The sequence below is a fragment of the Natronoarchaeum rubrum genome (assembly GCF_024494695.1).
This window is the reverse complement of sequence record NZ_JANHDP010000002.1, coordinates 333417-357938: the sequence shown is the minus strand read 5'-3', so window position 1 is coordinate 357938 and position 24522 is coordinate 333417. Positions and strand designations below refer to the sequence as shown.

The window sequence follows — 24522 nt, the reverse complement described above, 5'->3', positions numbered from 1 at the left end:
GTCAGAGCCCGAGAACGTCCCGGGCCTGCGCCGGCGTGGCGACCTCGCGACCGAGCGTCTCGGCGACGCGGACGGCCCGTTCGACGAGCTGGGCGTTGCTCTCGGCGAGTTCGCCGCGCTCGTAGTAGACGTTGTCCTCCAACCCGACCCGAACGTGCCCGCCCAGCAGGATGCCGAACGTCGCGAACGGTAGCTGGTGGCGGCCGAATCCGAGCGTGTTGAACAGCGCGCCGTCGGGGAGATCCTCGACGGCGGTGAGCAGGTTGCGCGGCCGCGGGCGGGTCAGCGTCCCGCCGCCGAAGATCAGCGTCGCGTACACCGGCTCTGCGAGGTCGCGCCGGTCGAGCAGCCCGTGGACCTCGTTGCGGTGGCCGTCGTTGAACACCTCCAACTCGGGCTTGATCCCCCGCTCCCGCATCTCCGCGTGAAGCGCGTCGACCGTCGCCCGCGTGTTCTCGCTCGTGAGGTGGTCGTACCGGTTCAGCGGCCCCATGTCGAGCGACGCCATCTCCGGCGGCGGATCGGTGCGAAGCGGCTGGTGGCGCTTCGCGGCCGGCGCACCGGTCCCGCCGGTCGAGTGCTGGATCACCACGTCGTCGGCGTGACGCCGCACCGCGTCGTCGATCTCCTGGAACCGCTCGGTCGCGAACGACCGCTCGCCGTTCGGGCGACGGGCGTGGAGGTGAACGACCGCGGCGCCGGCGTCCTCGGCGGCCGCGGCGGCCCGGCCGATCTCCTCGGGCGACTCGGGGAGATTCGGGTTCGCTTCCTTCCCGTGGACGCCGCCGGTCAGCGCCGCGGTGACGATCAGTGGCTCGCCCGCGAGGTAGTCCTCGTAGCTCACCGGTCGGACACCTCGGATCCGGCGGCGCGGTCGGGGTCCCGACGAGCGTGCGAGTCGGGGCTCGAAGCGCAGGGTGCTTCGGCGTCGTTCGACTCGGCGTCTTCGGCGTCGCCGTCCGCGGCTTCGGCGTCCCCCGCATCGGCGTCTCCCGCGTCGCCACCATCCTCAGCCGCGTCGGCGTGCTCGCGGTAAATTTCGCAGTGGTCGGCGTGATCGAGGTCGTAGCGGTCGTTGCAGATGTCCGCGCGCATCGGCTGGACGAACCGCTCGGCGGCGCCGCAGTACGCGCGAGCGTCCTCGAACTGCAGGTCGTCCGACTCGCGGCGATACTCCAGAAACGGGCAGGACATACTGATGCGTGACCGCGTGGGAAGTTAACGATTCGCTGGCGCCGGCGTCAGCCGGTGGCATCGGTGTAACCAGGTGGTACCGCCGTCCGCAAAGCCATACCAGCGTAGAGGCCCTACGGACTGCTACTATGGCACCGCCGACATCCGGACTCCACCACGTGACCGCGATCGCGGGCGATCCGCAGCGCAACGCCGACTTCTACGTCGGCACGCTCGGCCTGCGGTTCGTCAAGCGCACGGTCAACCACGACGACACGGGAACGTATCACTTCTACTTCGGCGACGAGCGCGGGTCGCCGGGGACGAACATCACCTTCTTCCCGTGGAGCGACGGCGGGCGCGCCGGCGAGTTCGGCGCCGGGCAGACGCGGGACACCGCGTACGCGATCCCGACGGATTCGATCGACTACTGGGTCGACCGGCTCGAATCCCGGGACATCGACGTCGAGCGCGCCGAGCGCTTCGGCGAGACGGTGCTCCGATTCGAGGATCCCGACGGGATCGGCCTCGAGCTCGTCGCGACCGAGCTGGCCGACGATGCGGACGTCCAGCCGTGGGACGACGGCCCCGTCCCGGTCGACCACCAGCTCCGCGGGTTCCACGCCGTCACGCTGGCCGTCGCGGAGTTCGAGCCGACCGCGTCGGCGCTGACCGACGTGCTTGGCTACGAGCTCGAAGCCGAGGCCGACGGACGCCGCCGCTACCGCGCCGCCGAGGGCGGCCCCGGCTCCGCAATCGATCTCGTCGAGACCGACGCCGGACGCGGCCGGATGGGCGTCGGAACGGTCCACCACATCGCGTTCATGGCGGAAGACGAGGCCCAACAGCAGCGCTACCGCGAGGCGTTCGCCGATCAGGGGCTGCGATCGACGGAGATCGTCGACCGCAAGTACTTCCGGTCGATCTACTGCCGGGAGCCCGGCGGCATCCTCTTCGAGGTCGCGACGAACGAGCCCGGGTTCGCCGTCGACGAGGACGTCGAGGAGCTGGGCTCCTCGCTGGTGCTCCCCGAATGGCTCGAAGCGGACCGGGAGTCGATCGAGGCCCAATTGCCCGAGTTCGATGGCCCCTCGATCGAAGACGGGAGCCAGTAGCATGAGCCCGCCCGATTCGCTCACCGACCGCCGCGGCGGCATCCGGTTCGAGTACGACCCCGGCGTCGTGCGATTCGGCGAGGGCGCCGCGGCCGAGCTCGCGAACGAACTCGACGAGCAGGGGATCGAGCGGGCACTCGTCGTCTGCGGGTCGACCGTCGGCAGCACGCCCGCGGTGATCGATCCCGTGACCGACGGGCTCGGCGACCGGCTCGCGGACGTGTTCGACGAGACGACGCCCGAGAAGCGCCTCGACACCGCGTACGACGGCCTCGACGCCGCCCGAGAGCACGACGCCGACGCGCTGGTCGCGCTGGGCGGCGGGAGCAGCCTCGACGTGGCGAAAGTGATCAGCGTGCTCTCGGCCGACGATCGCGACTCCGCGGCCGTGGGGGCCGAACTCGCCGACACCGGCTCGATCTCGGTGCCCGACGGATCGCTGCTGCCCGTCGTCGCCGTCCCGACGACACTCGCGGGCGCCGACCTCTCGGCGGTGGCCGGCGTGACGGCGTCGCCCGAGTCGGGCCTCGTCGACGAGCGCGCGGTGCCGCCCGGCACCGACGCCGTGGGCGGGGGCGTCTCGGACCCGCGGCTGATGCCAACCGCGACCGTCTACGACCCCGAACTGTTCGCCACGACGCCCGAACGGATCCTCGCGGCCTCGGCGATGAACGGGTTCGACAAGGGGATCGAGACGCTGTACGCTCGGAACGCGACGCCGGTCACCGACGCCACGGCCGCCCGCGGGCTGGGGCTGCTCGCGGACGGGCTCCGGAAGTTCGGCGAGGAAGGAGCGACCGCGGAGACGCTGGAGCCGGTCGTCGAGGGGATCTGGCTCGTCCAGTACGGCATCTCGCGGCCCGACGGGACGACGCTCTCGATGATCCACGCGTTCGGCCACGGGCTGACCCGCACCTACGACGTCCAGCAGGGCGCGGCCCACGCCGTCGTCGCGCCGCACGTCCTCCGATACCTGTTCGAGCGCGTCGACGCCCGGCGCGACCTGCTGGCCGAGGCGCTGGGCGCACCCGACGCGCCCGACCCCGCCGAGGCGGTGATCGACGCCGTCGCCGAGGTGCGCGACGCCCTCGATCTTCCCTCGCGACTCCGCGACGTCGACGGCCCCGATCCAGAGGCGTTCCCGCAGGTCGCGGAAGCCATCGTCGCGGACTCGTTCGTCGCGAACGCGCCGCGGGGGCTCGACGTCGAAGCAGCAGAGATCGAAGCCGTGCTGCGGGACGCGTACTGAGCGGCGTACTGACGGCCGTGGCGCGGCGTCCTACTCTTCGACGAGATCAGCGAGCAGATCAGAGACGTACTCCACTTCGTCCTCGTTGACGCCGTGGCCCATTCCCTCGTAGAGGCGCTTCTCGACGTCGGCGTTCAGGTTCTCGAACACCGACGCGGACTCGTGGACGCGCTGCTCGGGAATGTGGGGGTCCACGTCGCTGCAGCCGAAGAAGGCGGGCGTCTCTGCCAGATCGCCCTCGTAGTCGCCTTCGTCGATCGTCTCGCCGATGAGCCCGCCGCTCAGCGCCACCATCCCGCCGTAGCGCGCTGGATTTCTGGCGACGAACTCGCTGGCGAGGCAGGCGCCCTGCGAGAACCCCAGCACGACGACGCGCTCGGTCGGAATCCCGGCGTCGTTGGCCGTCTCGACGGCGTCGCCGATCGCCTGCAGACCGGAGCTCCGGCCGGGCTCGTTCTGCTCGACCGGCGCGAGAAAGGAGTTCGGATACCAGGTGTTGCGGGCAGCCTGGGGCGCGAGGAACGCCACTCCGTGTTGGTAGAACTCGTCGCCCATCTGGACGATGCTCCCCGCGCTGGCCCCCCGCCCGTGGACGAGCACCGCGGCCGCATCGGCCGCATCGAGCGGCGCGCCGGCGGTCACGAGTTCCTGCTCCTGGTGGGGTCCGCTCATGAGTGTACTTCGAGTACCCGCTGCGGAGCCTTTAGTGTCCTCCCACCGGAAACGAACCCCATGGATTCGCCCGAGACGCTCGTCCGCGCGTTCTACGACGCGCTCGACGAGCACGCCTACGACGACCTGCGCGGGCTGCTCGCTCCCGAGTTCGTCCAGGAGCGCCCGGATCGGACGTTCGAGGGCCGCGAGGCGTTCGTCGCGTTCATGCGCGACGACCGCCCGCAGACCGACACCACTCACGAGATCGAGCGCGTGTTCGTCGAGGGCTCGCGCGCGGCCGTCCAGGGGCGACTGCTCGACTCGTCGAGCGAGGAGCTGTTCCGGTTCGCGGACGTCCACGTCGTGGAGAATGGGCGAATCGTCCACCTGCGGACGTACACGCAGTAGGAGAAAACGAAGAATCGAGGCCCGGATCGATCGCTATTCGCGCTCGCCGGCGCCGACCGCCGACTCACCGACGGGCTGGTGACCCTCGATGACCTCCTGACCGCCCATGTAGGGCTGCAGCGCCTCTGGCACCGTCACGGTGCCGTCGTCGTTCTGGTAGTACTCCAGCACGGCGACCAGCACGCGCGGGATGGCGACGCCGGAGGCGTTGAGCGTGTGGATGTAGTCGGCCGATTCGTGGCGCTCGGGCCGGTAGCGGAGCCCCGCGCGCCGGGCCTGGAACTCCTCGAAGTTCGACGCCGAGGAGACTTCGAGCCAGCGCCCGCCCTCCTCGGGACCGTCCTCCATGTCGTCGCCGGGCGCCCACACTTCGAGATCGTACTTCTTGGCCTGCGTGAAGCCCATGTCGCCAGTACACATCTCCAGCACGCGGTAGGGGAGGTCGAGGCGTTCGAGCACCTCGGCGGCCTCCTCGACCAGCTCGTCGAGGCGGTCGTCGCTCTCCTCGGGGCGGACGAAGTTGACCAGCTCGATCTTGTGGAACTGGTGAACGCGAACGTATCCTCGGGTTTCGGTGCCGTGCTCGCCGGCCTCGCGCCGGAAATTCGGCGAGAACGCCTGGTGCTTGATCGGGAGATCGTCGTCCAGCAGGATCTCGTCGCGGTACATGTTGGTGACCGGCACCTCCGCGGTCGGCAGGAGCCAGAGATCGTCGTCCTCGATCTCGTCGTCCTGCCGGGAACCGATGCGGTAGGCGTCCTCGTCGAACTTGGGGAGCTGGCCGGTGCCCTCCATCGACGCGGAGTTGACGGGGATCGGCGGCAACACGTCGACGTACTCCTGCTCGCGGTGGACGTCGAGCATGAACTGGATCAGCGCGTGCTCCAGGCGGGCGCCCTCGCCCTTGACGAACTGGAACCCGCCGCCCGAGACTTTCGCGCCGCGCTCGAAGTCGAGCACGTCGAGTTCCTCGCCGAGATCGTAGTGAGGAATGACTTCCTCGGGTAGGTCGCGAAGCTCGTCGAACCCCCAGCGGTCGACCTCGACGTTGTCGGCCTCGTCGTCGCCGACCGGTACGTCCTCGTGGGGGATGTTGGGGAGTTCGAGCATGCGCTCGTCGATCTCGTCTTTCAGCTCGTCGGCGCGGTCCTCGACCTCTTCGAGTTCCGCTTTCAGCTCCTGGGAGCGGTCGATCGCCTCCTGGGCCTTCTCCTCCTCGCCGGACTGCTTGTACTCGCCGATCTGCCGGCTGACCTCGTTGCGCTCGTGGCGCAGCTCGTCGCCGCGGGCTTTCAGGTCGCGCCACTCCTCGTCGAGCGCGATGATCTCGTCGACGTCGACGCCGTCGACGCCTTTCACCTCGACGGCGCGGCGCACCTGCTCGGGGTCCTCGCGGAGCAACGTTCTGTCGAGCATTCTTAGTCGGCAGTTCCGGGTCGCGTGGCAAAACCGTGTCGATGCGCCGGACCTTCTCGGGGTTCGCCTACTGGAACAGCCCCTTGATTTTCGCGACGAATCCCTGCTCGTCGTCGGACGCGTCGGCCGTTGCGCCGTCGTTTTCGATCGACTGGTCGTCGGTCGCGTCGCCCTCGGTGTCGGCGGCGTCCGCTCGGGCTTCGGCGTCCGTTTCGGCTTCGGCGTCGCCAGCCTCCGCTTCTGCGACCGGGTCGTCTGCGTCTGCGGCCGGCGCGGCGTCGGCGTCACCGTCGTCTCCCTCGACGCCGTCGACGTCCGCGGCTTCGGCGTCGACCGGCTCAGTTTCCTCCTCGACGCCCAGATCCTCCGGCGGTTCGAACAGGTCGCCGTCGCACTCGTCGCAGACCTCGGCCTGTGGCCCGACCTCGGCCCCGCAGTGGTGACAGTATCGCATTGCCCGGTTGTTTCCGGGCGGTTCCCATAAGGTTGCGGGGCTGACGGCTCGGGCGGTCGGCCACCGCGTCGGCGGGTCGCCGCACCGCGGGACGACACCGAGCGTCGGCGACGGGTTCCGGCGCGCCAACTTCTTTGAGGCCGGGGGACGCGCGTCAAGGTATGGCAGCAGGCGACGTTTTCGAGGCGACGACCGGGAGCTGCGAGGACTTGCACTACGTCGACACGGGGATGTACGACTCGCCCGAGTACGGCTCGGTGTACGTGCTCGACGCCGAGCGCCCCGCGGTGATCGACACCGGGCTCGGCACGAACTACGAGCGCATCGTCGACGCGATCGAGTCGGTCGGCCTCTCGCTCGCCGACATCGAGGTGATCGCGGTCACGCACGTCCACCTCGACCACGCGGGCGGCGCGGGCTTTCTCGCGCGGGACTGCCCGAACGCCGACGTGTACGTCCACGAGATCGGCGCGCGCCACCTCGTCGACCCCGAGCGACTCGTCGAGGGGACCAAGCGCGCGGTCGGCGACCAGTGGCAGTACTACGTCGAACCGCGGCCGATCGCCGAGGATCGGATCGTCGAACTCTCCAACGGCGACGCGATCGATCTGGGCGATCACGAACTGATCGCGCACCACGCGCCGGGCCACGCCCCCCACCAGGTCGTCTACGAGGACCCCGCGAACGACGCCGTCTTCACGGCCGACGCGGCGGGCATCTGGGTGCCCTCGCTCGACCGGATCGAGCCGACGTCGCCCCCCTCGAACTTCGATCTGGAGGCGGCGCTCGACGACGTCGAGATGCTACAGGAACTCGGCGTCGAGACGCTGCTGTTCGGTCACTTCGGACCGTGCCCGACCGACGACGTGCTCGACGAGTACGCCGACGTGCTCGCGGAGTGGGTCGCTGCCGTCGAGGAGGAACGCGCCGAGCGGGCGGACGACGACGCCGTCGTCGAGCACTTCGCCGAGACCGTCGACTCGGACCTGATCGAGATCTGGGGCGAGCACAAAGCGAGGGCGGAGACGGGGATGAACGTCCGGGGCGTGCTGGGCTACCTCGACTCGTCGTAGCCGTTCGCACTTCGTCGCACGTCGCGATAGTGCGCGTACCCGCCGACGTTGACGAGCACGAAGCCGAGCGTCGCCGCGGCGATGCGAAAATCGCTCGGAAACACCCCGGCAAACAGGCCGACGCCCAGTCCGACGCCGAGCAGCGCGGTACCCACCTGACGCTGCAGCGACTCGCCCCGAACGCGGTCGAGAACCGCGATCCCGAGAAGCGTCAGAACCGACATCGCCATGAGAACATCCACGACGCCAGCCATCAATAGATTCACATCTATCTCGGGAGCATATAAACGTCGGTTACGTAGTCGATGTCGACCGCCATGAGCGATCGATACGCGCCGGACGCGAACCCACAACTATACACGCCCTGCCAGTTCAGGACCTTTTATCATGAACGGGGAGCGTTGACATGCACATGAACTGGCGAGAGGCGGAACGGGACTTTTCGGACGAGGTAATCGGGATGACGACGCTCCCCCGGATGTTCGAGGAGAGCGCCGAGCGCAACGAGAACCGGCCCGCACAGCGGTACAAGGGCGGCATCTACGACCGATCGCTGACCGAGACGGTGCTCCCGGCGGCGCCGGACGACGAGTTCCGATCGATCCCCTACGCCGAGATGCGCGATATCGTCCACCACCTCGCGGCTGGCTTTCGCGATCTGGGCGTCGAGGCCGGCACGCGCGTCGGCATCTTCGCCGACACCCGCATGGAGTGGGCCCAGTCGGACTTCGCGCTGCTGGCGGCCGGCGGCGTCGTCACGACGGTCTACACCGGCTCGTCGCCCCGGCAGGCCCAGTACCTGCTCGACGATCCCGACGCGACCGGCGTCGTCGTCGAAAACGAGGAGCTGCTCGATCGCGTGCTGGCCGTCGAGGACGAGCTCGATCTGGAGTTCATCGTCGTGATGGACGAGATCGACAGGCGCGACGAGGCGTTCGACCGCGACGATATCCTGACGCTCGCCGAGGTCCACGACCGGGGCGCCGAACTGTTCGATCCCGACGAGTACGAGACCTGGCTCGACGAGCGCGACCCCGAGGATCTCGCGAGCCTGATCTACACGTCGGGGACGACGGGCCAGCCCAAGGGCGTGAAGCTCACCCACGCCAACTTCCGGTCGAACGTCAATCAGGTGTACGCCAGGTACGGCCCGCGACCGGACAAGGACGACGCGCAGGCGATCGACCGGACAACCCGCACCGTTTCCTTCCTCCCGCTCGCGCACGTGTTCGAGCGTCTCGCGGGGCATTTCCTGATGTTCGCGTCGGGCGCCAGCGTCGCCTACGCCGAAAGCCCCGACACGCTCAGAGACGACTTCCAGTCCGTCGGGCCGACGACAGCCACGAGCGTCCCGCGGGTCTACGAGAAGATGTACGACGCGATCCGCGAGCAGGCGAGAGAGTCGGACCTCAAGGCCCGGATCTTCGAGTGGGCGACCGACGTCGGACGGGCGTACCACGAGGCCGACTCCCCCGGCATCGCGCTGGAAGCCAAGCGGAAAGTCGCGGACAGGCTCGTGTTCGATCAGGTCAGGGAGGCGCTGGGCGGCGAGATCGACTTTTTCATCAGCGGCGGCGGCAGCCTCTCCGCGGAGCTGTGCGCCCTCTATCACGGGATGGGGCTGCCGATCATGGAAGGGTACGGTCTGACCGAGACCGCGCCAGTCATCGCGGTCAATCCCCCCGAGGAGCCGAAAGTCGGGACGATCGGTCCGCCGGTCGTCGACGTCGACGTGCGCGTCGACGAGTCGATCGTCCCCCAGGAGAAGTTCGCCGACCGGGCGGGCGAGGTCGGCGAGTTGCTCGTGAAGGGCCCCAACGTCACCGAGGGGTACTGGAACAAGCCCGAGGAGACCGAGTCGGCGTTCGTGACGGACGCCGAACTCGCGGGCGACGCCGCCGACGCCGCGGCGTCCGCCGAGAACAGCAGGGCCGGCTCCGAGCCGGGTAACGGCGACAGCGGGCCGGCAGAAGCCGACGGCGGGTCGGCCGAGGCTGCCGACGCGGGCGAGCGCTGGTTCCGCACCGGCGACGTCGTCCACCTCCGACCGGACGAGTACATCGAGTTCGAGGAGCGCGCCAAGCAGATTCTCGTGCTGTCGACGGGCAAGAACGTCGCACCGGCGCCGATCGAGGACGCCTTCGCCTCCAGCGAGATCGTCGAGCAGTGCATGGTCGTCGGCGACGGCCGCAAGTTCGTCTCCGCGATCGTCGTTCCGAACCTCGACGGCCTTCGCAAGTGGGCCGACGCGGAGGGCATCGACCTTCCGGACGACGAGGGAGCGCTCGGCGACGACGACCGCGTGCGCGAGCGCATCCAGCGCGAGGTCGACGAGGTCAACGAGAACTTCGAGAGCTACGAGCAGATCAAGAAGTTCCGGCTGGTCGGCCAGGAGTTCACCGAGGACAACGACCTGATGACGCCCACCATGAAGAAGAAACGCCGCAACATCCTCGACCGATTCGAGACCGAGATCGACTCGATGTACGAGTAACGACGGCGCGACGCCGACTGCCCTCTTTTTAGCTGAGTGATAGGTACGCTGGTTGCTGTCGGCCGGTACGCGACCGTCGAAAACATCCCACTGATTTATTATTATAGAGAGAGATTGACATCCAAGGTATGAGCTGGCGTGACGCGGAACGGGAGTTCGAGGACGAGGTAACGGAGCTGACCACCCTCCCGCGGACGTTCGAGGCGGCCGCGGATCGCCACGGCGATCGGACGGCCCAGCGGTACAAGGGCGGGATCTACGACCGGTCGCTCGCCGGCGTCGCGGTCGACCCGGCGCCCGACGGCGAGTACGCGTCGATCGCGTACGACGAGATGCGCGGAATCGTCCGCAATCTCGCGGCGGGCTTTCGCGATCTCGGCGTCGAATCGGGCGATCGCGTCGGCATCTTCGCCGACACCCGCATGGAGTGGGCCCAGTCGGACTTCGCGCTGCTGGCCGCGGGCGGCGTCGTCACGACGATCTACGAGGGCTCCTCGCCGGAGCAGGTGGAGTACCTGCTCGACGATCCCGGCGCGACCGGCGTCGTGGTCGAGTCGCAGGACCACCTCGAACGCGTGCTGCGGGTGGCCGACGACCTCGCCATCGAGTTCGTGGTCGCGATGGACGAGCTCGATCCCGAGTACCACGATCAGGACGGCGTCTACACCCTCGACGAGGTGTACGAGCGGGGCGCAGATCGGTTCGACGCCGACGCCTACGAGTCGTGGCTCGACGAGCGCGAACTGGAAGACCTGGCGACGCTGATCTACACGTCGGGGACGACCGGCCAGCCCAAGGGCGTGAAGCTCACCCACCGGAACCTGCGGGCCAACGTCACCCAGATCTATCGGCGGGTCGCGCCCCGCCCGGACCGGGACGCGTCGCTGGCCTCGATCGACCACGAGACGCGAGCCGTCTCGTATCTCCCGCTCGCGCACGTCTACGAGCGCACGGTGGGACACTTCCTGATGTTCGCGGTCGGGGCCTCGGTGGCCTACGCCGAGAGCCCGGACACGCTGCGGGACGACTTCCAGGCGATCCGGCCGACCGCGGCGACGAGCGTCCCGCGAGTCTACGAGAAGATGTACGACGCGATCCGCGAGCAGGCCCAGGAGTCGGATCTCAAGGCCCGCATCTTCGAGTGGGCGACCGGCGTGAGCCAGGCCTACCAGCGCGAGGAGCGACCCGGGATCGGGCTGAAGCTCAAAATGAAGGTCGCCGACAAGCTGGTGTTCTCGGACGTCCGCGACGCGCTCGGGGGCGAGCTGGAGCTGATGAACAGCGGCGGCGGGACGCTCTCGCCGGAGCTGTGCCGGCTCTATCACGGGATGGGCCTGCCGATCTACGAGGGGTACGGCCTGACCGAGACCGCGCCCGTCGTCTCGACGAACCCGCCCGAGGATCCCAAGATCGGCACGATCGGCCCGCCGCTACCCGACGTCGACGTGAAGATCGACACGTCGATCGCGCCGGAAGGGGAGTTCACCGACGCGATCGGCGAGGTCGGCGAACTGCTGGTGAAGGGCCCCAACGTCACCGACGGGTACTGGAACAAGCCCGACAAGACTGACGCCGCGTTCGCGGAGATCGACGGCGAGCGCTGGTTCCGGACCGGCGACGTCGTCCAGCAACGGCCCGACGACTACCTCGTGTTCCGCGAGCGCGTCAAACAGATTCTCGTGCTGTCGACGGGCAAGAACGTCGCGCCGGCGCCGATCGAGGACGCCTTCGCCTCCAGCGAGGTCGTCGAGCAGTGTCTGGTCGTCGGCGACGGCCGCAAGTTCATCGCCGCGCTGGTCGTGCCGAACGTCGAGGGGCTGCGCAAGTGGGCCGACCGCGAGGGGTACGATCTGCCCGCGACCGACCGACTGGCCGCCGACGATCGGGTCCGCGAGCGCATCCAGCGCGAGGTCGACGAGATCAACGAGCAGTTCGAAGCCCACGAGCGGATCAAGGAGTTCCGGCTGGTCGGCCAGGAGTTCACCGAGGACAACGACCTGATGACGCCCACCATGAAGAAGAAACGCCGCAACATCCTCGATCGGTTCGACGATCAGGTCACCGACATCTACGAGAGCGCCGATGAATCCGACTCCGAACCGGCGCCCGCCGAGTGACCGGCGGGGGCGTCGCCACGCCGGCGCTCGTTTCCGGAATCGACTGTCGGATGGGAAACCGGTTTGAGAGTGGCCTTCCTTGGATCCGGTGTGGATCGTTTCGAGAGCTACGGATCGAGCCTGATACCGCGGAACAGCGGTGATCGACGGTGAGCGCCGCGCTCGGAGCGCTGGTCCCGCTACAGGAGACCGGCGGCCAGTCGAACGTCGTCATCGTCGTCGCCGCGATCATCGCCGTCGGCATCGGGGCACAGGTGATCGCCGACCGGTTCCAGGTGCCCAGCGTGCTGTTTCTGATCCTGGCGGGCGTCGCCATGGGACCGGAAGGGTTCGACGTCATCCACTTCGCGCCCGAGACGCTCTCGGCGATCGTCGGCATCAGCGTCGCGATCATCGTGTTCGAGGGCGCCTTTCACCTCAAGCTCGACAAGATCAGGACGGCGCCGACCGCGGCGCTCAGGCTGGTCACGATCGGCGCGGTGATCGCCTTTCTGGCCACCAGCGCGGCCGTCCACTTCCTGCTACCCGCGGCGTGGGACATATCGCTACTCATCGGCGCGCTGCTGGTCGCGACCGGGCCGACCGTCATCACGCCGATCCTCGAAGTCGTCCCCGTCCGGGATCGGGTGGCCGCCGCCATGGAGGTCGAGGGGATCGTCAACGACGTGACGGCGGCGATCCTCGCGATCGTCGTGTTCAAGGGCGTCACCGCCGAGCGCCTGGAGGACGTCCAGTTTCTCTCGCTGTTCTTCGAGCGACTGGGCGCCGGGCTGATCGTCGGGGGGGTCGTCGCGCTCGTGCTGTGGTATCTCTTCGAGCACGTCGACCTCTCGCGGGGGAGCGCGCCCCAGCACGCCCGCCTGCTGACGCTGGCGGGCGCGATCGTCGCGTACGCCGCGGCGAACACGATCGCCAAGGAGGCCGGCGTCGCCGCGGCGGCGACGGCCGGGATATTGCTGGGCAATGCGGACGTGCCCTACGAGGAACAGATCGAGGAGTTCAAGGGCGACATGACGCTGATCGTCCTGTCGTTCGTGTTCATCGCGCTGGCCGCCCAGATCGAGTTCGCAACGCTCGCGGAGGTCGGCTGGCGAGGGCTGCTCGTCGTCGTCCTCGTCGGGGTCGTGATCCGCCCGGCGCTGGCGTGGATCTCCACGGCCGGCGATCGCTTCACCAGAAACGAGCGCCTGTTCGTCGGGCTGGTCGGACCGCGCGGAATCATTCCGGCCTCGGTCGCGACCCTGTTCGCGCTGGAACTCCAGACGCTGGCGGCCGACACCAACAATCCGGTACTTGCCGAGGAGGCGAACCTGCTGCTCGGAACCGTCTTCCTGACCATCCTGCTGACGGTCGTCTTTCAGGGCGGCCTCGCGAGGCGGATCGCGGAAGCACTTGACGTACTACCAATGCGCGTACTCATCGTCGGAGGCGGTCGGGTGGGCCTCGCGCTCGCCGAGCGCCTCGAAGACCGCGGAGAGAACGTCGTCATCGTCGACGACAGGAAGGAGAGCATAGAAAACGCCCGCGAACGCGGGTTCACAGTCCACACGGGCGACGGCACCGACTCGGAGGTGCTCGAAGCCGCCGGCGCCGACCACGCCAAGACCGTCATCGCCGCGACCGGCGACGACGACGCGAACCTGCTGGTCGGCCAGCTCGCCAGCTCGAAGTTCGACGTCGATCGGGTGATCACCCGCGTCAACGAGCCGAGCAACGTCGACGCGTTCGAGGATCTCGGCGTCGAGACCGTCTCCTCGTCGCTGGCGACCGCGTGGGCGATCGACAACCTGATCGAGCGACCGGCGCTGTCGAACTGGATGACCGAGCTCGGCCGCAGCGGCGACGTTCAGGAGATCGAGGTCACCGCCGAGCACCTCACGGGGACGACGATCGAGGAACTCGGCGACGAGGTCCCCAGCGGCGCCCTCATCGCGCTGGTCAGCCGGAACGGCGACAGCCGCATCCCGGAGGACGACTTCACGCTGGAGCACGGCGACCACATCACCGTGATCGGACAGACCGACGCCGTCCGAACCGCGCTGGAGCGGTGGCATCCCCACGACTGAGCCGCGCTCCGCGTCCCTCGGTTCTCGCGCCTCGTCCGAACGCTTAGCACGCCGGCCGGCGTACACCGCTCCAGTGACGACCTACGACCTCTCGCAGTCGCTCGACGCCGAGGGGACGACCTACCCCGGCGATCCGGCGGTGTCCGTGACGCCACACGCCACCCACGAGAGCGACGGCTATCGCGTCACCGAGCTAGCGCTGGGCAGCCACAGCGGCACGCACGTCGACGCGCCGAGTCACCTCCTCCCGGACGGCCGAAACCTCGACGAGGTCGGCCTCTCGACGTTCGCGTTCGACGCCGTCCGGATCGACTGCACTGACCACGGCGCCCGCGAGCCGATCGGCCGCGACGCCGTCGCGGCGGCGCCGACCGACGCCGACCTGCTGGTCGTCCGGACCGGCTGGAGCGAGCACTGGGGAACGAACCGCTACCTCGATCACCCGTACCTGTCGTCGGACGCCGCGGTGTGGCTCGCGGAGCAGGGATTTCACGTCGGCGTCGATACGCCGAACGTCGATCCGACCCCGCGCCAAGAGCCGACTACGGAACGAACGGACGAACCTGAGGGGTTCCCCGCCCACCGCGCGCTGTTGGGAAGCGATTGCTTGCTCGTCGAGAATCTCCGAAACCTCGGCGCGCCACCCGATCGCTTCGAGCTCTGTGCCTACCCGCTTCCGATCCCGGACGCCGACGGCGCGCCGGCACGGGCGGTGGCGCGGGTCGACGAACCGTGATGGGAGCGCGGACACACGGACCGCTCTCAGTCGCCGGCGGCGGATTTCTGGACGATGGCGAGCCAGAAGTCCTCGATCGTCCGTACGAAGTCGATGAACTCCGCCGGCTCGATCGGTTTGCGGATGAAGTGATCGGCGTCGAGGCCGTGGGACTTGACGATCTCCTCTTCGGCGTCCGAACTCGTCAGGACCACGACGGGAATCTCGCTCAGTTGCGGATCACCGTTCAGTTCCGAGAGTACGTCCCTGCCGGTCTTTCCGGGGAGGTTCGGTTCGAGCAGGATGAGGTCGGGACACGGCGTCGCCGCGTGGTCGCCGCGCTGGCGGACGAACTCGACTGCGGCCTCGCCGTCGGAGACGGCGTGGAGGTTGTTGGTGAGTTTGGCGTCTTTGAACTGCTCCGTGAAGAGGCGGGTGTCGGCGGCGTTCGGCTCGATCAGGAGGATGTCGATCTGGTCGTCGTCCGAGGCCATTGCAGCGAGTAGCGGGCGAGACGTCATAACGCCGCGGTTGCGCGTACTACCCGCGTACGTTCCTGTACGCGGCGCTTTGATCCTCTATACGCGAATAGTACGCGATGCTCCGCGGCTCGCGGTCACCGGTACCGGCCGCGGGACTCGATCTCGCGCAGCTGCTCGATCACGGCGTCGTCGCCGGCGTCGGCGTAGCCGTCCTCGACGGCCGCGCGCATCGCGGCCGGGTCCTCGGCGGTGCCGTCGAGGCTCTGGGCGAAGACGTGGAGGTCCATCGCGTAGTCCTCGACGGCGTCGGTGTAAAACCCCAGGCCGAAGTCGATGAGGTAGACGCCGTCACCGCCCGGGCCGTCCGCCAGATCGACCCGGACGTTCCGCGTCGTCGGATCGCCGTGGACCATCCCGGCGCCGTGGAGCGCCGCGAGGTGACGCCCGACCGCCCGCGCGCGGTCGACGGTCAGGTCGGCCTGCAGATCGGCGTCGCCGACGTGCTCGAAGACGATCGTGGCCTCGCGCGGGTCGACGTCGCGAACCAGCGGCGTCGGGACGCCGTGGCGTCGCGCCTCGCTGGTGAGCCGCGCCTCCAGCGTCGTGCGCTGGCGGCGCAGTCGCTCGTCGAGATCGGGGTGGCGGTAGCGCTTGGGAACCCGGCGCTTGACGACGCGGTCGGCCTCGATCTCGACCGTGGCTTCGGCGCCGCGAAGTTCGTCGCCGACGTCCCCGTCGCTCGTCGGCACGCGGGCGACGCTCTCCCCTTCGCGCCACGTCACGGGCACCTGATCCGGCCGGAAGTCCGAATCGATCCGCGAGTCCTCGATCTCGATGGTGTCCCCCGCTTCGTACATCGTCGCGCCCAGGACCGCGATCATCCCAGCGTTGTCCCGGAGAAATCGCGGCTCGGGCGCGAAGAAGTCGGCGCCGCGCTGCTCGCACATCGCCGCGAGCATCTCCCGCAGCCGGGCGTTCTGCGCGACGCCGCCGCCGAGCACGAGCTCGTCGCTGCCGGTCAGCGAGAGCGCGCGCTCGGCGACCTCGGTCAGCATCGCGAAGATCGTCTCCTGGAGCGAGTAGCAGACGTCCTCGACCGGGACGCCCCGATCGTAGGCCTGCTTGGCGGCGCTCATGATCCCCGAGAAGGAGAAGTCCATCCCCTTGACGACGTACGGCAGGTCGGTGTACTCGCCGTCGTTCGCGGCCTCTTCGACTTTCGGGCCGCCGGGATGGGACCAGCCGACGTGACGGGTGAACTTATCCAGGGAGTTGCCGACGCCGGTGTCCATCGTCTCGCCGAGCACGCGGTAGCGACCGTCGTGAAAGCCCAGCACGTGGGCGTTGGCGCCGCTGGCGTTCAGGCAGACCGGCGAGTCGAATCCCGACTGGTGGCGGCCGATCTCCAGGTGAGCGACCATGTGGTTGACGCCGACCAGCGGCACGTCGAGCGTCATCGCCAGCGAGCGCGCCGCGGTGCCGACGATCCGCAGGCACGGGCCGAGGCCGGGACCCCGGGAGAACGCGACTGCATCGACGATCGGCTCGGCATCGGGAGCCCGATCGGCGGCTTCGGCGAGCGCGGCGTCGACGACCGTCGGGATGGCGTCGCGCATGTGCTCGGCAGCCTCGCTCGGATCGATGCCGCCGCTCTCGGGCTGGTAGGCGTCGGTCTCGATAAAAACGTCGTCGACCTCGGAATCGTAGATCGCGGCGCTGGCTGCCCAGGCCGTCCCTTCGATCCCGAGAACGCGCATGGTGGGTCGTTACTGCCCGCTACTCCCACTCGGTGTACCCGCACTTGCCGCAGTGCAGGCGGTCACCGTGGTCCGCGAGGAACGAGTCGCCACAGCGGGGACACTGCTCGCGGTCGGTCGTGCCGTCGTCGTCGTAGAGCTCGTGTCGGGGCATGTTAGGCCTCCTCCGCCTCTTCGGCGTCGCCGTCCTCGCCGGCGGTGATCTTGTTGCGCTCGAGCATGTGGTCCTGCTCGACGTCCTTGGCGTGGTCGGAGGTCTCGTAGACCTTCGCCTGGCCGATCGTCTTGCGCATCCCGAACTTCGTGTCGAGGCTGCGGACGACGACCTCGCCGGCGTCCTTGTTGAGCTTCGCCGCGAGGCTGTCGCGGACCGAGAGGCGCTCGGGCGTGGCGTCGTCGTGGGTGATGCGGAAGGTCACGTCGGTGCGGTGCAACATCGGGTTCTCGTCCTCGTCAATGATTTCGACGTCCATGTGTACTCAGTTGTCTCTAGGTTGCCCCCGAAGCGCGTAAAAGGATTTCGAACGGAGGGGACGATTCCGGGGCGCGGCTACCGCGCGCAGCGCTCGAAATCGCGGCGTTCGGTCCTCGTCACCGCCTGACGAGGACCAGGGCGTGACGATGGAACTAAATGCCGCGCCGCAAAGTTCCACACAACAACCTTCTCTGGTGGTTACCATGTCGGACACCGAACCCCCCGAATCCGCGGCATCCTCTCTCAGAACGCCGATCGTGGCCGTCCTCGGTCACGTCGATCACGGCAAGACCAGCCTGCTCGACAAAGTCCGAGGCTCGGCGGTCATCGAGGGCGAGGCCGGGGCGATCACCCAGCACATCGGCGCCACCGCCGTCCCGCTGGACGTCATCTCCGGGATCGCCGGCGATCTGGTCGACCCCGACGACTTCGACCTGCCCGGCCTACTCTTTATCGACACGCCGGGGCACCACTCCTTTACGACGCTGCGCTCGCGCGGCGGGGCGCTCGCGGACATCGCCATCCTCGTCGTCGACGTCAACGACGGGTTCCAGCCCCAGACCGAGGAGGCGATCGAGATCCTCGCCCAATCCCAGACGCCGTTCATCGTCGCCGCGAACAAGGTCGACACGGTACCCGGCTGGAACTCCGAGGAGAACGCCCCGATCCAGCAGTCTCTGGAGCGCCAGAGCGACCGCGTGCGCGGAGACGTCGACGAGAAGCTCTACGAGATCATCGGCCAGCTTTCCGACAAGGGGTTCTCGGCGGACATGTACTGGCGCGTCCAGGACTTCCAGAACAACGTCGGCGTCGTCCCGGTCTCGGCGATGACCGGCGAAGGCGTTCCGGACCTGCTGACGGTGATGATGGGCCTCTCCCAGCGCTACATGAAAGACGAGATGGCGATCGACGTCTCGGGGCCCGGCGTCGGCACAGTTCTGGAGGTCAAAGAGGAGAAGGGCTTCGGATCGACGATCGACGTCGTGCTGTACGACGGCGTCGTCGAGGAAGACGACACGATCGTCGTCGGCAGCTCCGGCGATCCGATCGTCACCGACGTCCGCGCGCTGCTGAAACCCCGCCCGCTCGCCGAGATCCGCACCGAGAGCCGCTTCGAGAAGGTCGACCAGCTCAAGGCGGCCTCGGGGATCAAGATCGCCGCACCCGACCTCGATCGCGCGATGTCGGGCGCGCCCGTCCGCGTGGTCCGCGACCGCCAGATCGACGAGGTCGTCGAGGAGGTCCAGGCCGAACTGGCCGACATCGCCGTCGACGCCCAGGAACAGGGCCTGGTCGTCAAGGCTGACACGCTCGGCAGCCTCGAAGCGATGGCCAACGCGCTGGGCGAGGCCGAGATCCCGATCGTCCGCGCGGAGGTCGGCGACGTGGCGCCGCGGGACATCTCGGTCGCCAGCACGGCCGAGGACCCGATGCACGAGGCGATCCTGGCGTTCAACGTCGACGTGCTGTCCGACGCCCGACGGCAGGCCGAGTCAGACGACGTTCGGATCTTCCAGAGCGACGTGATCTACCGACTGATCGAGGAGTACGAGGAGTTCGTCGAGGAGCGCGAGCAGGCCCAGCAGGAGGCCGTCCTCGAAAACATCACGCGCCCGAGCCGGTTCCAGATCCTCCCCGATCACACGTTCCGCCAGAACGACCCGGCGGTCGTCGGCGTCGAGATTCTCGCCGGCACGCTCCAGAACAACACCAACGTCGTCGCCTTCGACGGCAAGGAGCCCGAGCGCATCGGCCAGCTCAAGGGCATCCAGAAGGAGGGCGACGACGTCGACGAGGCCCGCAAGGGCGATCGCGTCAGCATCGCCATCGACGGTCCCACCGTCGGGCGCCAGATCGAGGAGGGCGACGAGCTGTGGACCGAACTCCACGAGAAGCACGCCAAGATCCTCGAACAGGAACTCGTCGACGACATCCCGCCGGACGAGCGCGACGCGCTCCAGATGTATCTGGACAAGCACCGGCGGCGTGACCCGTTCTGGGGCAAATAAGCGACAAGCCAAGAGGACGCACCTTCTCGCGATCGCAAATCAGTTCCTACGAGCGACCGCATCACGTCGCGACGCCGCAATTCGACGTACTGCAACGCGGTTCCGAAGATCGGCGTCCAGACGAGCCAACGCCGGCGCTCAGACTCAGACGAGGAACGCCGTAACTCGGCGTCAAACGACGGTCGACAGAAACGGAACTCCAGCAGTTACCGCGCGGTCGGCATCACGTCGTCCTGCACGGCCTGCTTGACCTGCAGGGCGGCGCTGGCGGCCAGCCCGCGGGCGACCTCGCTGCGGTCCTCGTCGTCGATCAGCGAATCGGACTCCAGATCATCGTTCTCGGGCGAGAAGCCGGCGCTGACGGGGTGCCCGACCGGGGGCTGGACGGCGACGGTCGCACGCGGGCCGCCGGCGGCCTGGCTCACGTCGGAGTCGACGACGTACTCGTCGGGAAGGTACGCGCGGGTCTGGGCGGCGATCCGCGAGACGTCCCGGCGGAGCGCGCGCTTCTGCTCGCCTGTGAGTTCGGGGAGATCGGCGGCGGCGCGCTTACCAGCCTGCGTGATGCCGGGAGACCCTGCGTACGGCGTGTTTCCGTTCATGAACAGTTCTCACCCCTCGTAGGGAACCGGCGTGTAAAAAGATTCGGTCCCCGACGGTTTTTTGGCGGGATCGGAGCGGGCCGCCCTCACTCCCGGACGATCTGCCCGTCGAGGTAGCCTCGGATCTTGTCGTTGGTCGACTGGACGCGCTTGCAAAACGTGACGACGCGCTCGCCGTCCGCTCGATCGTCGGCTTCCACGTCGATCGTCAGGCCCTGCTCGTCGAGGTGGGCGAGCAGGGCGTCGATCGCGTCGGGATCGCCCCGGACCGTGTGGCGCTCGCCGACGGCCTCGCCGTCCGCGATCCGCTCGATGGCGTCGGTCATCGACAGCACGATCGCCTCGCCGACCGCCCGAGCGCGTTCGTTGGCGGCCGCGGGTGACTCGTCCCACTCGATCGACTGGAACGCCTCGCGGATGAGTCGGCGGAACATGAACGACTGCCCGTAGTCGAACGGCAGGGAGAAGGCGTACGCGAGGTCGCCGCGGTTGGCCGCCGACGTGGTGTACTTCAGCTGGCTCGTGCCGTCGAGCGACTTCATCACGATACCCTCCCGACCGTCGGCGTCGAGCTCGTCGACGATCTCCCGGAGGTCGGCCGCGGCGTCGTCAGGGTCGTAGACGCCGAACAATCGGGTCTGAGGGACGCCGTACTCGCCGTAGCGCTCGCGGCGCTCGCGAACGTCGAGCGGGTCGCCCGACTCGCGGTCGCGCCAGTCGAACGCGCGGAACGCCAGCGAATCGACGTCCGGGTAGTCGCGTGCCGTGTAGGGGTTTTCGGGACCGATCACTTCGCCGCAGACCGCAGCGGTGGGGTGGTCGTCGAACAGCCCGTCGAGGTCGAGTTCGCGCTCGACGAACCACGTCGTGTAGGGACAGACCAGCCCGCCCCGCGAGAACGCCAGCACGTCGCCGTCGAGCCGGGCGACGCGGACGTTGTACCCGTCGAGTTTCTCCTCGACGGCGACGGGGCCGTCGAACTGCTGCGGGACGCCCGCCGCGAGGACGAGCGTCCGGGGAACCTTCGGGAACCCGCGGACGACCTCGCCGTCGAACAGCACCGTCCCGCGCTCGACGCCACGGCGATAGTCCGGGACGTGGCGGTACTCAGTGCCCTCGTAGCTCGCCCGCTCGACGTGGTCGAGTACGGTCTCGAAGGCGTCCGGCGATAGCCCGAGCGTTCGGTGGTACTCCACTGGTCTCTCCCCCGGCGTAGCTACGACGTCCCATACATTAGTCGACCGTGGCCGTCACCCGACCGGACGTTTCAGTGTGAGTACATTCGAGGCGGCGCCAGTTGAGGAATCTCGGCCCGTTCGTCGTAGAGGGCGATCGTTTCAGAGAAGAGTCCGTAATAAGTACGACAATTTATATATGCGTTCTCTTATAAGTATAGATCATCGTGTCGCTCTTCGGTGCAGACCTGCTGCTCGCCGCCTACGTCGTCGCGTTCGGGGGAACGGGGGTACTCTGCTTTGCGAGTCTCTATCGAACCCGACGGATCACCGATCCCGACACGCGACGGGGGCTCGCCGCGTTGCTGGTGCTGTGTGGCGGCTGGTCCGTCTCGCACGTCGGCTACCTGCTCGTTCCGATGCGGTCGGCGAGACTCGCGTTTTTCGTGCTCGGGCTCTCGACGGGGCTCGCCGCCGTCGGCGCGTGGTTGTACTTCTGTTCGGCCTACACCGGCCGAGTGCTCCACCGGATGCCGTGGATCCGCCGGACCGCAGTCGCCGTCTTCGCCGGGATCGTGCTGGTGAAACTCACGAACCCGATACACGGGATCTACTACGCGGCGACGTGGGAGACGACGCCGTTTCGGTACCTCGCTATCGAGCCGGGGCTGGCCCACTGGCTGGCGATGGCGCTGGCGTACGCGCTCTCCTTTGTCGGCTACTTCATGCTGATCGAACGGTTCCTGCAGGTCGACTACGACGCCGGGCCGTTCGTGGCGCTGGTGACCCTGACGGGACTGCCCGCCGTCGCGGACGTGATCGGGGTGACCCACCCGCTGCTGTTGAACACGACCTACGAGCCGATCGGCGTCGCCGCCTTCGCCGTCGGCGTCCTGTTTTTCTACCTCGACGGGTTCGAGGCGATCCAGCTCGCCGGCGACGACGACGATCCCGTCGTCTACCTCGACGAGGACCGGCGCGTTCGCGAGTTCAACCACCTCGCCCGCGAGCTGTTTCCCGCCCTGGACGACGCCGCCGGACGGCCGCTCGACGACGTGTTGCCCGCCGTCGCCGACCGCATCGACGCCGAGGATGCAGTGCTCGAACGCGACGCCCCGGACGGCACGCGCTACTACCAGCTGTCGACGTCGCCGTTTACCGCCGGCGAAGTCCGGATCGGCGAGCTGTTGCGGATCGACGACGTCACCGAAGCCGAACGATACCGGCGGGAGCTAGAGCGAGAGACCGAACGCTTGAACGCGTTCGCCAGCATCGTCGCCCACGACCTCCGAAATCCGCTGAACGTCGCGCAGGGGTATCTCGACATCGAACGCGAACGCCGAGACAGCGACGAACTGGAGGCGATCGACGAGAGCCTCGATCGGATGGACGCCATCATTGAGGACGTGCTGACGCTCGCACGAGAGGGCGAGGATATCGGCGACACCGAGCCGGTGTCGCTGGCGGCGACCGTCGAAGAGTGCTGGAGGCGCGTCGACACGGCCGCGGCGACGCTGGCCGTCGAGGACGATCTCCGGGTGATCGCGGACGAGAGCCGACTCCAGCAGCTCCTCGAAAACTTGCTTCGTAACGCCGTCGAACACGGCGGCTCGGACGTGACCATCACCGTCGGACAACTCGAAGACGGTGACGGGTTCTACGTCGAGGACGACGGGGCCGGCATCCCCGCGGAGGACCGGGAGCGCGTCCTCGAAGCCGGCGTCACGTCCTCGGAAGACGGCACTGGGTTCGGTCTCGAAATCGTCACGAAGATCGCCAACGCCCACGACTGGACCGTGAGGGTGACCGAGAGCGCCGAGGGGGGTGAGGAAACCGACGGTTCGCAATCCCCGGAAGACGAGCGGAGCGAGTCTTCCGGCGGGGCCAGATTCGAGTTCGTCGGGGTCCAGCTGGCGGCGACGGTGTCGAGATCCTGACGCCGAGACACAGCTATTTGCCCGCTGGCGGCTTAGGTGGAGGTATGCCCGGCGATCCGTTCAAGCAGCGGTTCGTCCTCGACACGTCGATGTTCCTGACCGACGAGATCCGGGGTGACGACGAGTCGCTGCAGGAGGCCCTGCTCGACCTGCTCGACCTGATCGCGGAGGCGCGGCTCCGGCTCGGCATCTCCTGTTACGTGCCGCCGACGATCCACGACGAGCTGACGACGATGCTCGCGGACCGCAACGTCGACGACGAGGTGTTCTCGAAGCTCAACACCTGGGTGATCCGCAAGCATCCCGACCGCTACGAGGTGTCGATCCCCGCGAACGTCGTCTACCGCTTCGTCGACGAGATGAGCGACCGCGTCGACCGCGGCCTCCGAGTCGCCGAGGACGCGGTCCGGCGCGCCGAGGCGACATCCGACGAACCGGTCGAGGATCACGAGCACATGACCGACGCCGACCAGATCGTCTCGGACCTGCGGGACAAGTACCGGAGTGCGCTCCGGCGGGGCGTGTTAGACTCCCGGGAGGATTTCGACCTGCTCGTGCTCGGGCGGGAACTCGGCGCCGGCGTCGTCACCGAAGACCGGGGGATCATCGCATGGACCGAGGACTTCGGACTGCGGTACCTGCGGGGACGCGAGTTTCCGGATCTTCTCCGGGAGTACCTGCGGGCCGTCGAGGAGATCGACGAGTCCGGGACCGACGCAAACTGACGGCGCCGGGCGGCGTCGTGGCGGCTACTCCTCGACGTTCTAGCCCCAGAACCCGCCGTGTTTCGTCACCGAGACGTCGCCGCGAACCGTCGTCTGGCAGGCGAGGCGGAGGCCGTCGTCCGGATCGTGCGGCGGGAAGGACAGTCGCCGCTCCTCGGCGGCGGTGCGGTCGCCGACCGCGCCGTCGACTTCGACCGCGCACGTCCCGCACGTCGCCATCCCGTGACAGTTAAGCCGGCTCGAAAGACCGTTGTGCGGCGTCTCGCCGGCGTCGAGCAGCACGTCTCGGAGAATCTGGCCCTCTTCGCACTCGATCTCCGCGCCGCGGAACTCTACCGTGGGCATAGTCGTACTAACGGACGTGACGATCAAGTAACTGGAGGCTCGGACGCAGCGCGACCGCGCTCGCGGAGACCGGAAAGGATT

The 24522-nt window shown here is 68.1% G+C and carries 24 protein-coding genes; 11 read left to right on the top strand and 13 right to left on the bottom strand.

Annotated features, from left to right (window positions below):
- Nucleotide 1 precedes the first annotated feature (1 nt).
- Both NO931_RS05965 and NO931_RS05960 read right to left on the bottom strand, forming a co-directional pair.
- Nucleotides 2–844 (bottom strand): beta-keto acid cleavage family enzyme, encoded by an 843-nt coding sequence (locus tag NO931_RS05965; protein ID WP_256391720.1) that lies wholly within the window; start codon nt 842–844, stop codon nt 2–4.
- Nucleotides 841–1194, bottom strand: a complete 354-nt coding sequence (locus tag NO931_RS05960; RefSeq protein ID WP_256391719.1) for a hypothetical protein — start codon at nt 1192–1194, stop codon at nt 841–843. The genes NO931_RS05965 and NO931_RS05960 overlap by 4 nt, the downstream gene beginning before the upstream one ends.
- Nucleotides 1195–1322: 128 nt before the next feature.
- On the opposite strand from NO931_RS05960, the gene NO931_RS05955 reads away from it, so the two are divergent.
- The gene (locus NO931_RS05955) at nt 1323–2288 is read left to right on the top strand and encodes a ring-cleaving dioxygenase (RefSeq protein WP_256391718.1); all 966 of its coding nucleotides are present in this window, start codon (nt 1323–1325) and stop codon (nt 2286–2288) included.
- 1 nt (nt 2289) lies between these two features.
- On the top strand, nt 2290–3537 hold the full coding sequence (locus NO931_RS05950) for an iron-containing alcohol dehydrogenase family protein (RefSeq protein WP_256391717.1): 1248 nt from the start codon (nt 2290–2292) through the stop codon (nt 3535–3537).
- Between the two features lie 30 nt (nt 3538–3567).
- On the opposite strand, the gene NO931_RS05945 is transcribed toward NO931_RS05950, so the two are convergent.
- Entirely contained in the window at nt 3568–4209 is a 642-nt protein-coding gene (locus tag NO931_RS05945) for an alpha/beta hydrolase (protein WP_256391716.1), read from the bottom strand.
- Between the two features lie 60 nt (nt 4210–4269).
- On the opposite strand from NO931_RS05945, the gene NO931_RS05940 reads away from it, so the two are divergent.
- On the top strand, nt 4270–4599 hold the full coding sequence (locus NO931_RS05940) for a nuclear transport factor 2 family protein (protein WP_256391715.1): 330 nt from the start codon (nt 4270–4272) through the stop codon (nt 4597–4599).
- Between the two features lie 33 nt (nt 4600–4632).
- Here the strand turns inward: NO931_RS05940 and serS are convergent, their stop codons facing one another.
- On the bottom strand, nt 4633–6015 hold the full coding sequence (gene serS / locus NO931_RS05935) for a serine--tRNA ligase (protein ID WP_256391714.1): 1383 nt from the start codon (nt 6013–6015) through the stop codon (nt 4633–4635).
- 67 nt (nt 6016–6082) lie between these two features.
- The gene (locus tag NO931_RS05930) at nt 6083–6469 is read right to left on the bottom strand and encodes a hypothetical protein (protein ID WP_256391713.1); all 387 of its coding nucleotides are present in this window, start codon (nt 6467–6469) and stop codon (nt 6083–6085) included.
- A 161-nt stretch (nt 6470–6630) separates the two neighbouring features.
- On the opposite strand from NO931_RS05930, the gene NO931_RS05925 reads away from it, so the two are divergent.
- A complete protein-coding gene (locus NO931_RS05925) occupies nt 6631–7542 on the top strand; it encodes an MBL fold metallo-hydrolase (protein ID WP_256391712.1) in 912 nt (303 codons plus the stop codon).
- On the opposite strand, the gene NO931_RS05920 is transcribed toward NO931_RS05925, so the two are convergent.
- Nucleotides 7524–7796, bottom strand: coding sequence for a hypothetical protein (locus NO931_RS05920; RefSeq protein WP_256391711.1), 273 nt, complete (start codon nt 7794–7796; stop codon nt 7524–7526). The genes NO931_RS05925 and NO931_RS05920 overlap by 19 nt on opposite strands.
- A 158-nt stretch (nt 7797–7954) precedes the next feature.
- On the opposite strand from NO931_RS05920, the gene NO931_RS05915 reads away from it, so the two are divergent.
- From NO931_RS05915 to NO931_RS05900, 4 genes are all read left to right on the top strand, one after another.
- Nucleotides 7955–10036, top strand: a complete 2082-nt coding sequence (locus NO931_RS05915) for an AMP-dependent synthetase/ligase (protein WP_256391710.1) — start codon at nt 7955–7957, stop codon at nt 10034–10036.
- Nucleotides 10037–10164: 128 nt separating this feature from the next.
- Nucleotides 10165–12153 carry an AMP-dependent synthetase/ligase gene (locus tag NO931_RS05910; protein ID WP_256391709.1) on the top strand — a complete coding sequence of 663 codons (1989 nt, stop codon included), beginning with the start codon at nt 10165–10167 and terminating at the stop codon, nt 12151–12153.
- Between the two features lie 149 nt (nt 12154–12302).
- Complete coding sequence (locus tag NO931_RS05905; RefSeq protein WP_256391708.1) at nt 12303–14219, top strand: cation:proton antiporter domain-containing protein; 1917 nt, start codon at nt 12303–12305, stop codon at nt 14217–14219.
- Between the two features lie 73 nt (nt 14220–14292).
- Nucleotides 14293–14955 carry a cyclase family protein gene (locus NO931_RS05900; protein ID WP_256391707.1) on the top strand — a complete coding sequence of 221 codons (663 nt, stop codon included), beginning with the start codon at nt 14293–14295 and terminating at the stop codon, nt 14953–14955.
- A 26-nt stretch (nt 14956–14981) separates the two neighbouring features.
- On the opposite strand, the gene NO931_RS05895 is transcribed toward NO931_RS05900, so the two are convergent.
- The 4 genes from NO931_RS05895 to NO931_RS05880 all read right to left on the bottom strand — a co-directional run bounded on the left by NO931_RS05895 (nt 14982) and on the right by NO931_RS05880 (nt 17646).
- Nucleotides 14982–15428 carry a response regulator gene (locus tag NO931_RS05895; RefSeq protein ID WP_256391706.1) on the bottom strand — a complete coding sequence of 149 codons (447 nt, stop codon included), beginning with the start codon at nt 15426–15428 and terminating at the stop codon, nt 14982–14984.
- A 122-nt stretch (nt 15429–15550) separates the two neighbouring features.
- Nucleotides 15551–17173 carry a bifunctional N(6)-L-threonylcarbamoyladenine synthase/serine/threonine protein kinase gene (locus NO931_RS05890; RefSeq protein WP_256391705.1) on the bottom strand — a complete coding sequence of 541 codons (1623 nt, stop codon included), beginning with the start codon at nt 17171–17173 and terminating at the stop codon, nt 15551–15553.
- 19 nt (nt 17174–17192) lie between these two features.
- On the bottom strand, nt 17193–17327 hold the full coding sequence (locus tag NO931_RS05885) for a 30S ribosomal protein S27ae (RefSeq protein WP_097009620.1): 135 nt from the start codon (nt 17325–17327) through the stop codon (nt 17193–17195).
- 1 nt (nt 17328) lies between these two features.
- Nucleotides 17329–17646, bottom strand: a complete 318-nt coding sequence (locus NO931_RS05880; RefSeq protein WP_256391704.1) for a 30S ribosomal protein S24e — start codon at nt 17644–17646, stop codon at nt 17329–17331.
- 205 nt (nt 17647–17851) lie between these two features.
- On the opposite strand from NO931_RS05880, the gene infB reads away from it, so the two are divergent.
- Nucleotides 17852–19657, top strand: a complete 1806-nt coding sequence (infB, locus tag NO931_RS05875; RefSeq protein ID WP_256391703.1) for a translation initiation factor IF-2 — start codon at nt 17852–17854, stop codon at nt 19655–19657.
- Between the two features lie 206 nt (nt 19658–19863).
- Here the strand turns inward: infB and NO931_RS05870 are convergent, their stop codons facing one another.
- Nucleotides 19864–20259, bottom strand: a complete 396-nt coding sequence (locus NO931_RS05870) for a DUF5811 family protein (RefSeq protein WP_256391702.1) — start codon at nt 20257–20259, stop codon at nt 19864–19866.
- Nucleotides 20260–20345: 86 nt separating this feature from the next.
- Nucleotides 20346–21455, bottom strand: coding sequence for an RNA ligase (locus tag NO931_RS05865; protein WP_256391701.1), 1110 nt, complete (start codon nt 21453–21455; stop codon nt 20346–20348).
- Between the two features lie 206 nt (nt 21456–21661).
- Here NO931_RS05865 and NO931_RS05860 point away from each other — a divergent pair, with 206 nt between their 5' ends.
- Both NO931_RS05860 and NO931_RS05855 read left to right on the top strand, forming a co-directional pair.
- Nucleotides 21662–23371: a sensor histidine kinase gene (locus tag NO931_RS05860; protein ID WP_256391700.1), complete on the top strand. Its 1710-nt coding sequence runs from the start codon at nt 21662–21664 to the stop codon at nt 23369–23371.
- 44 nt (nt 23372–23415) lie between these two features.
- Nucleotides 23416–24096, top strand: a complete 681-nt coding sequence (locus tag NO931_RS05855) for an RNA ligase partner protein (protein WP_256391699.1) — start codon at nt 23416–23418, stop codon at nt 24094–24096.
- 39 nt (nt 24097–24135) lie between these two features.
- Here NO931_RS05855 and NO931_RS05850 read toward each other — a convergent pair whose 3' ends face one another.
- Nucleotides 24136–24441 (bottom strand): 2Fe-2S iron-sulfur cluster-binding protein, encoded by a 306-nt coding sequence (locus tag NO931_RS05850; RefSeq protein ID WP_256391698.1) that lies wholly within the window; start codon nt 24439–24441, stop codon nt 24136–24138.
- Nucleotides 24442–24522: the final 81 nt, after the last annotated feature.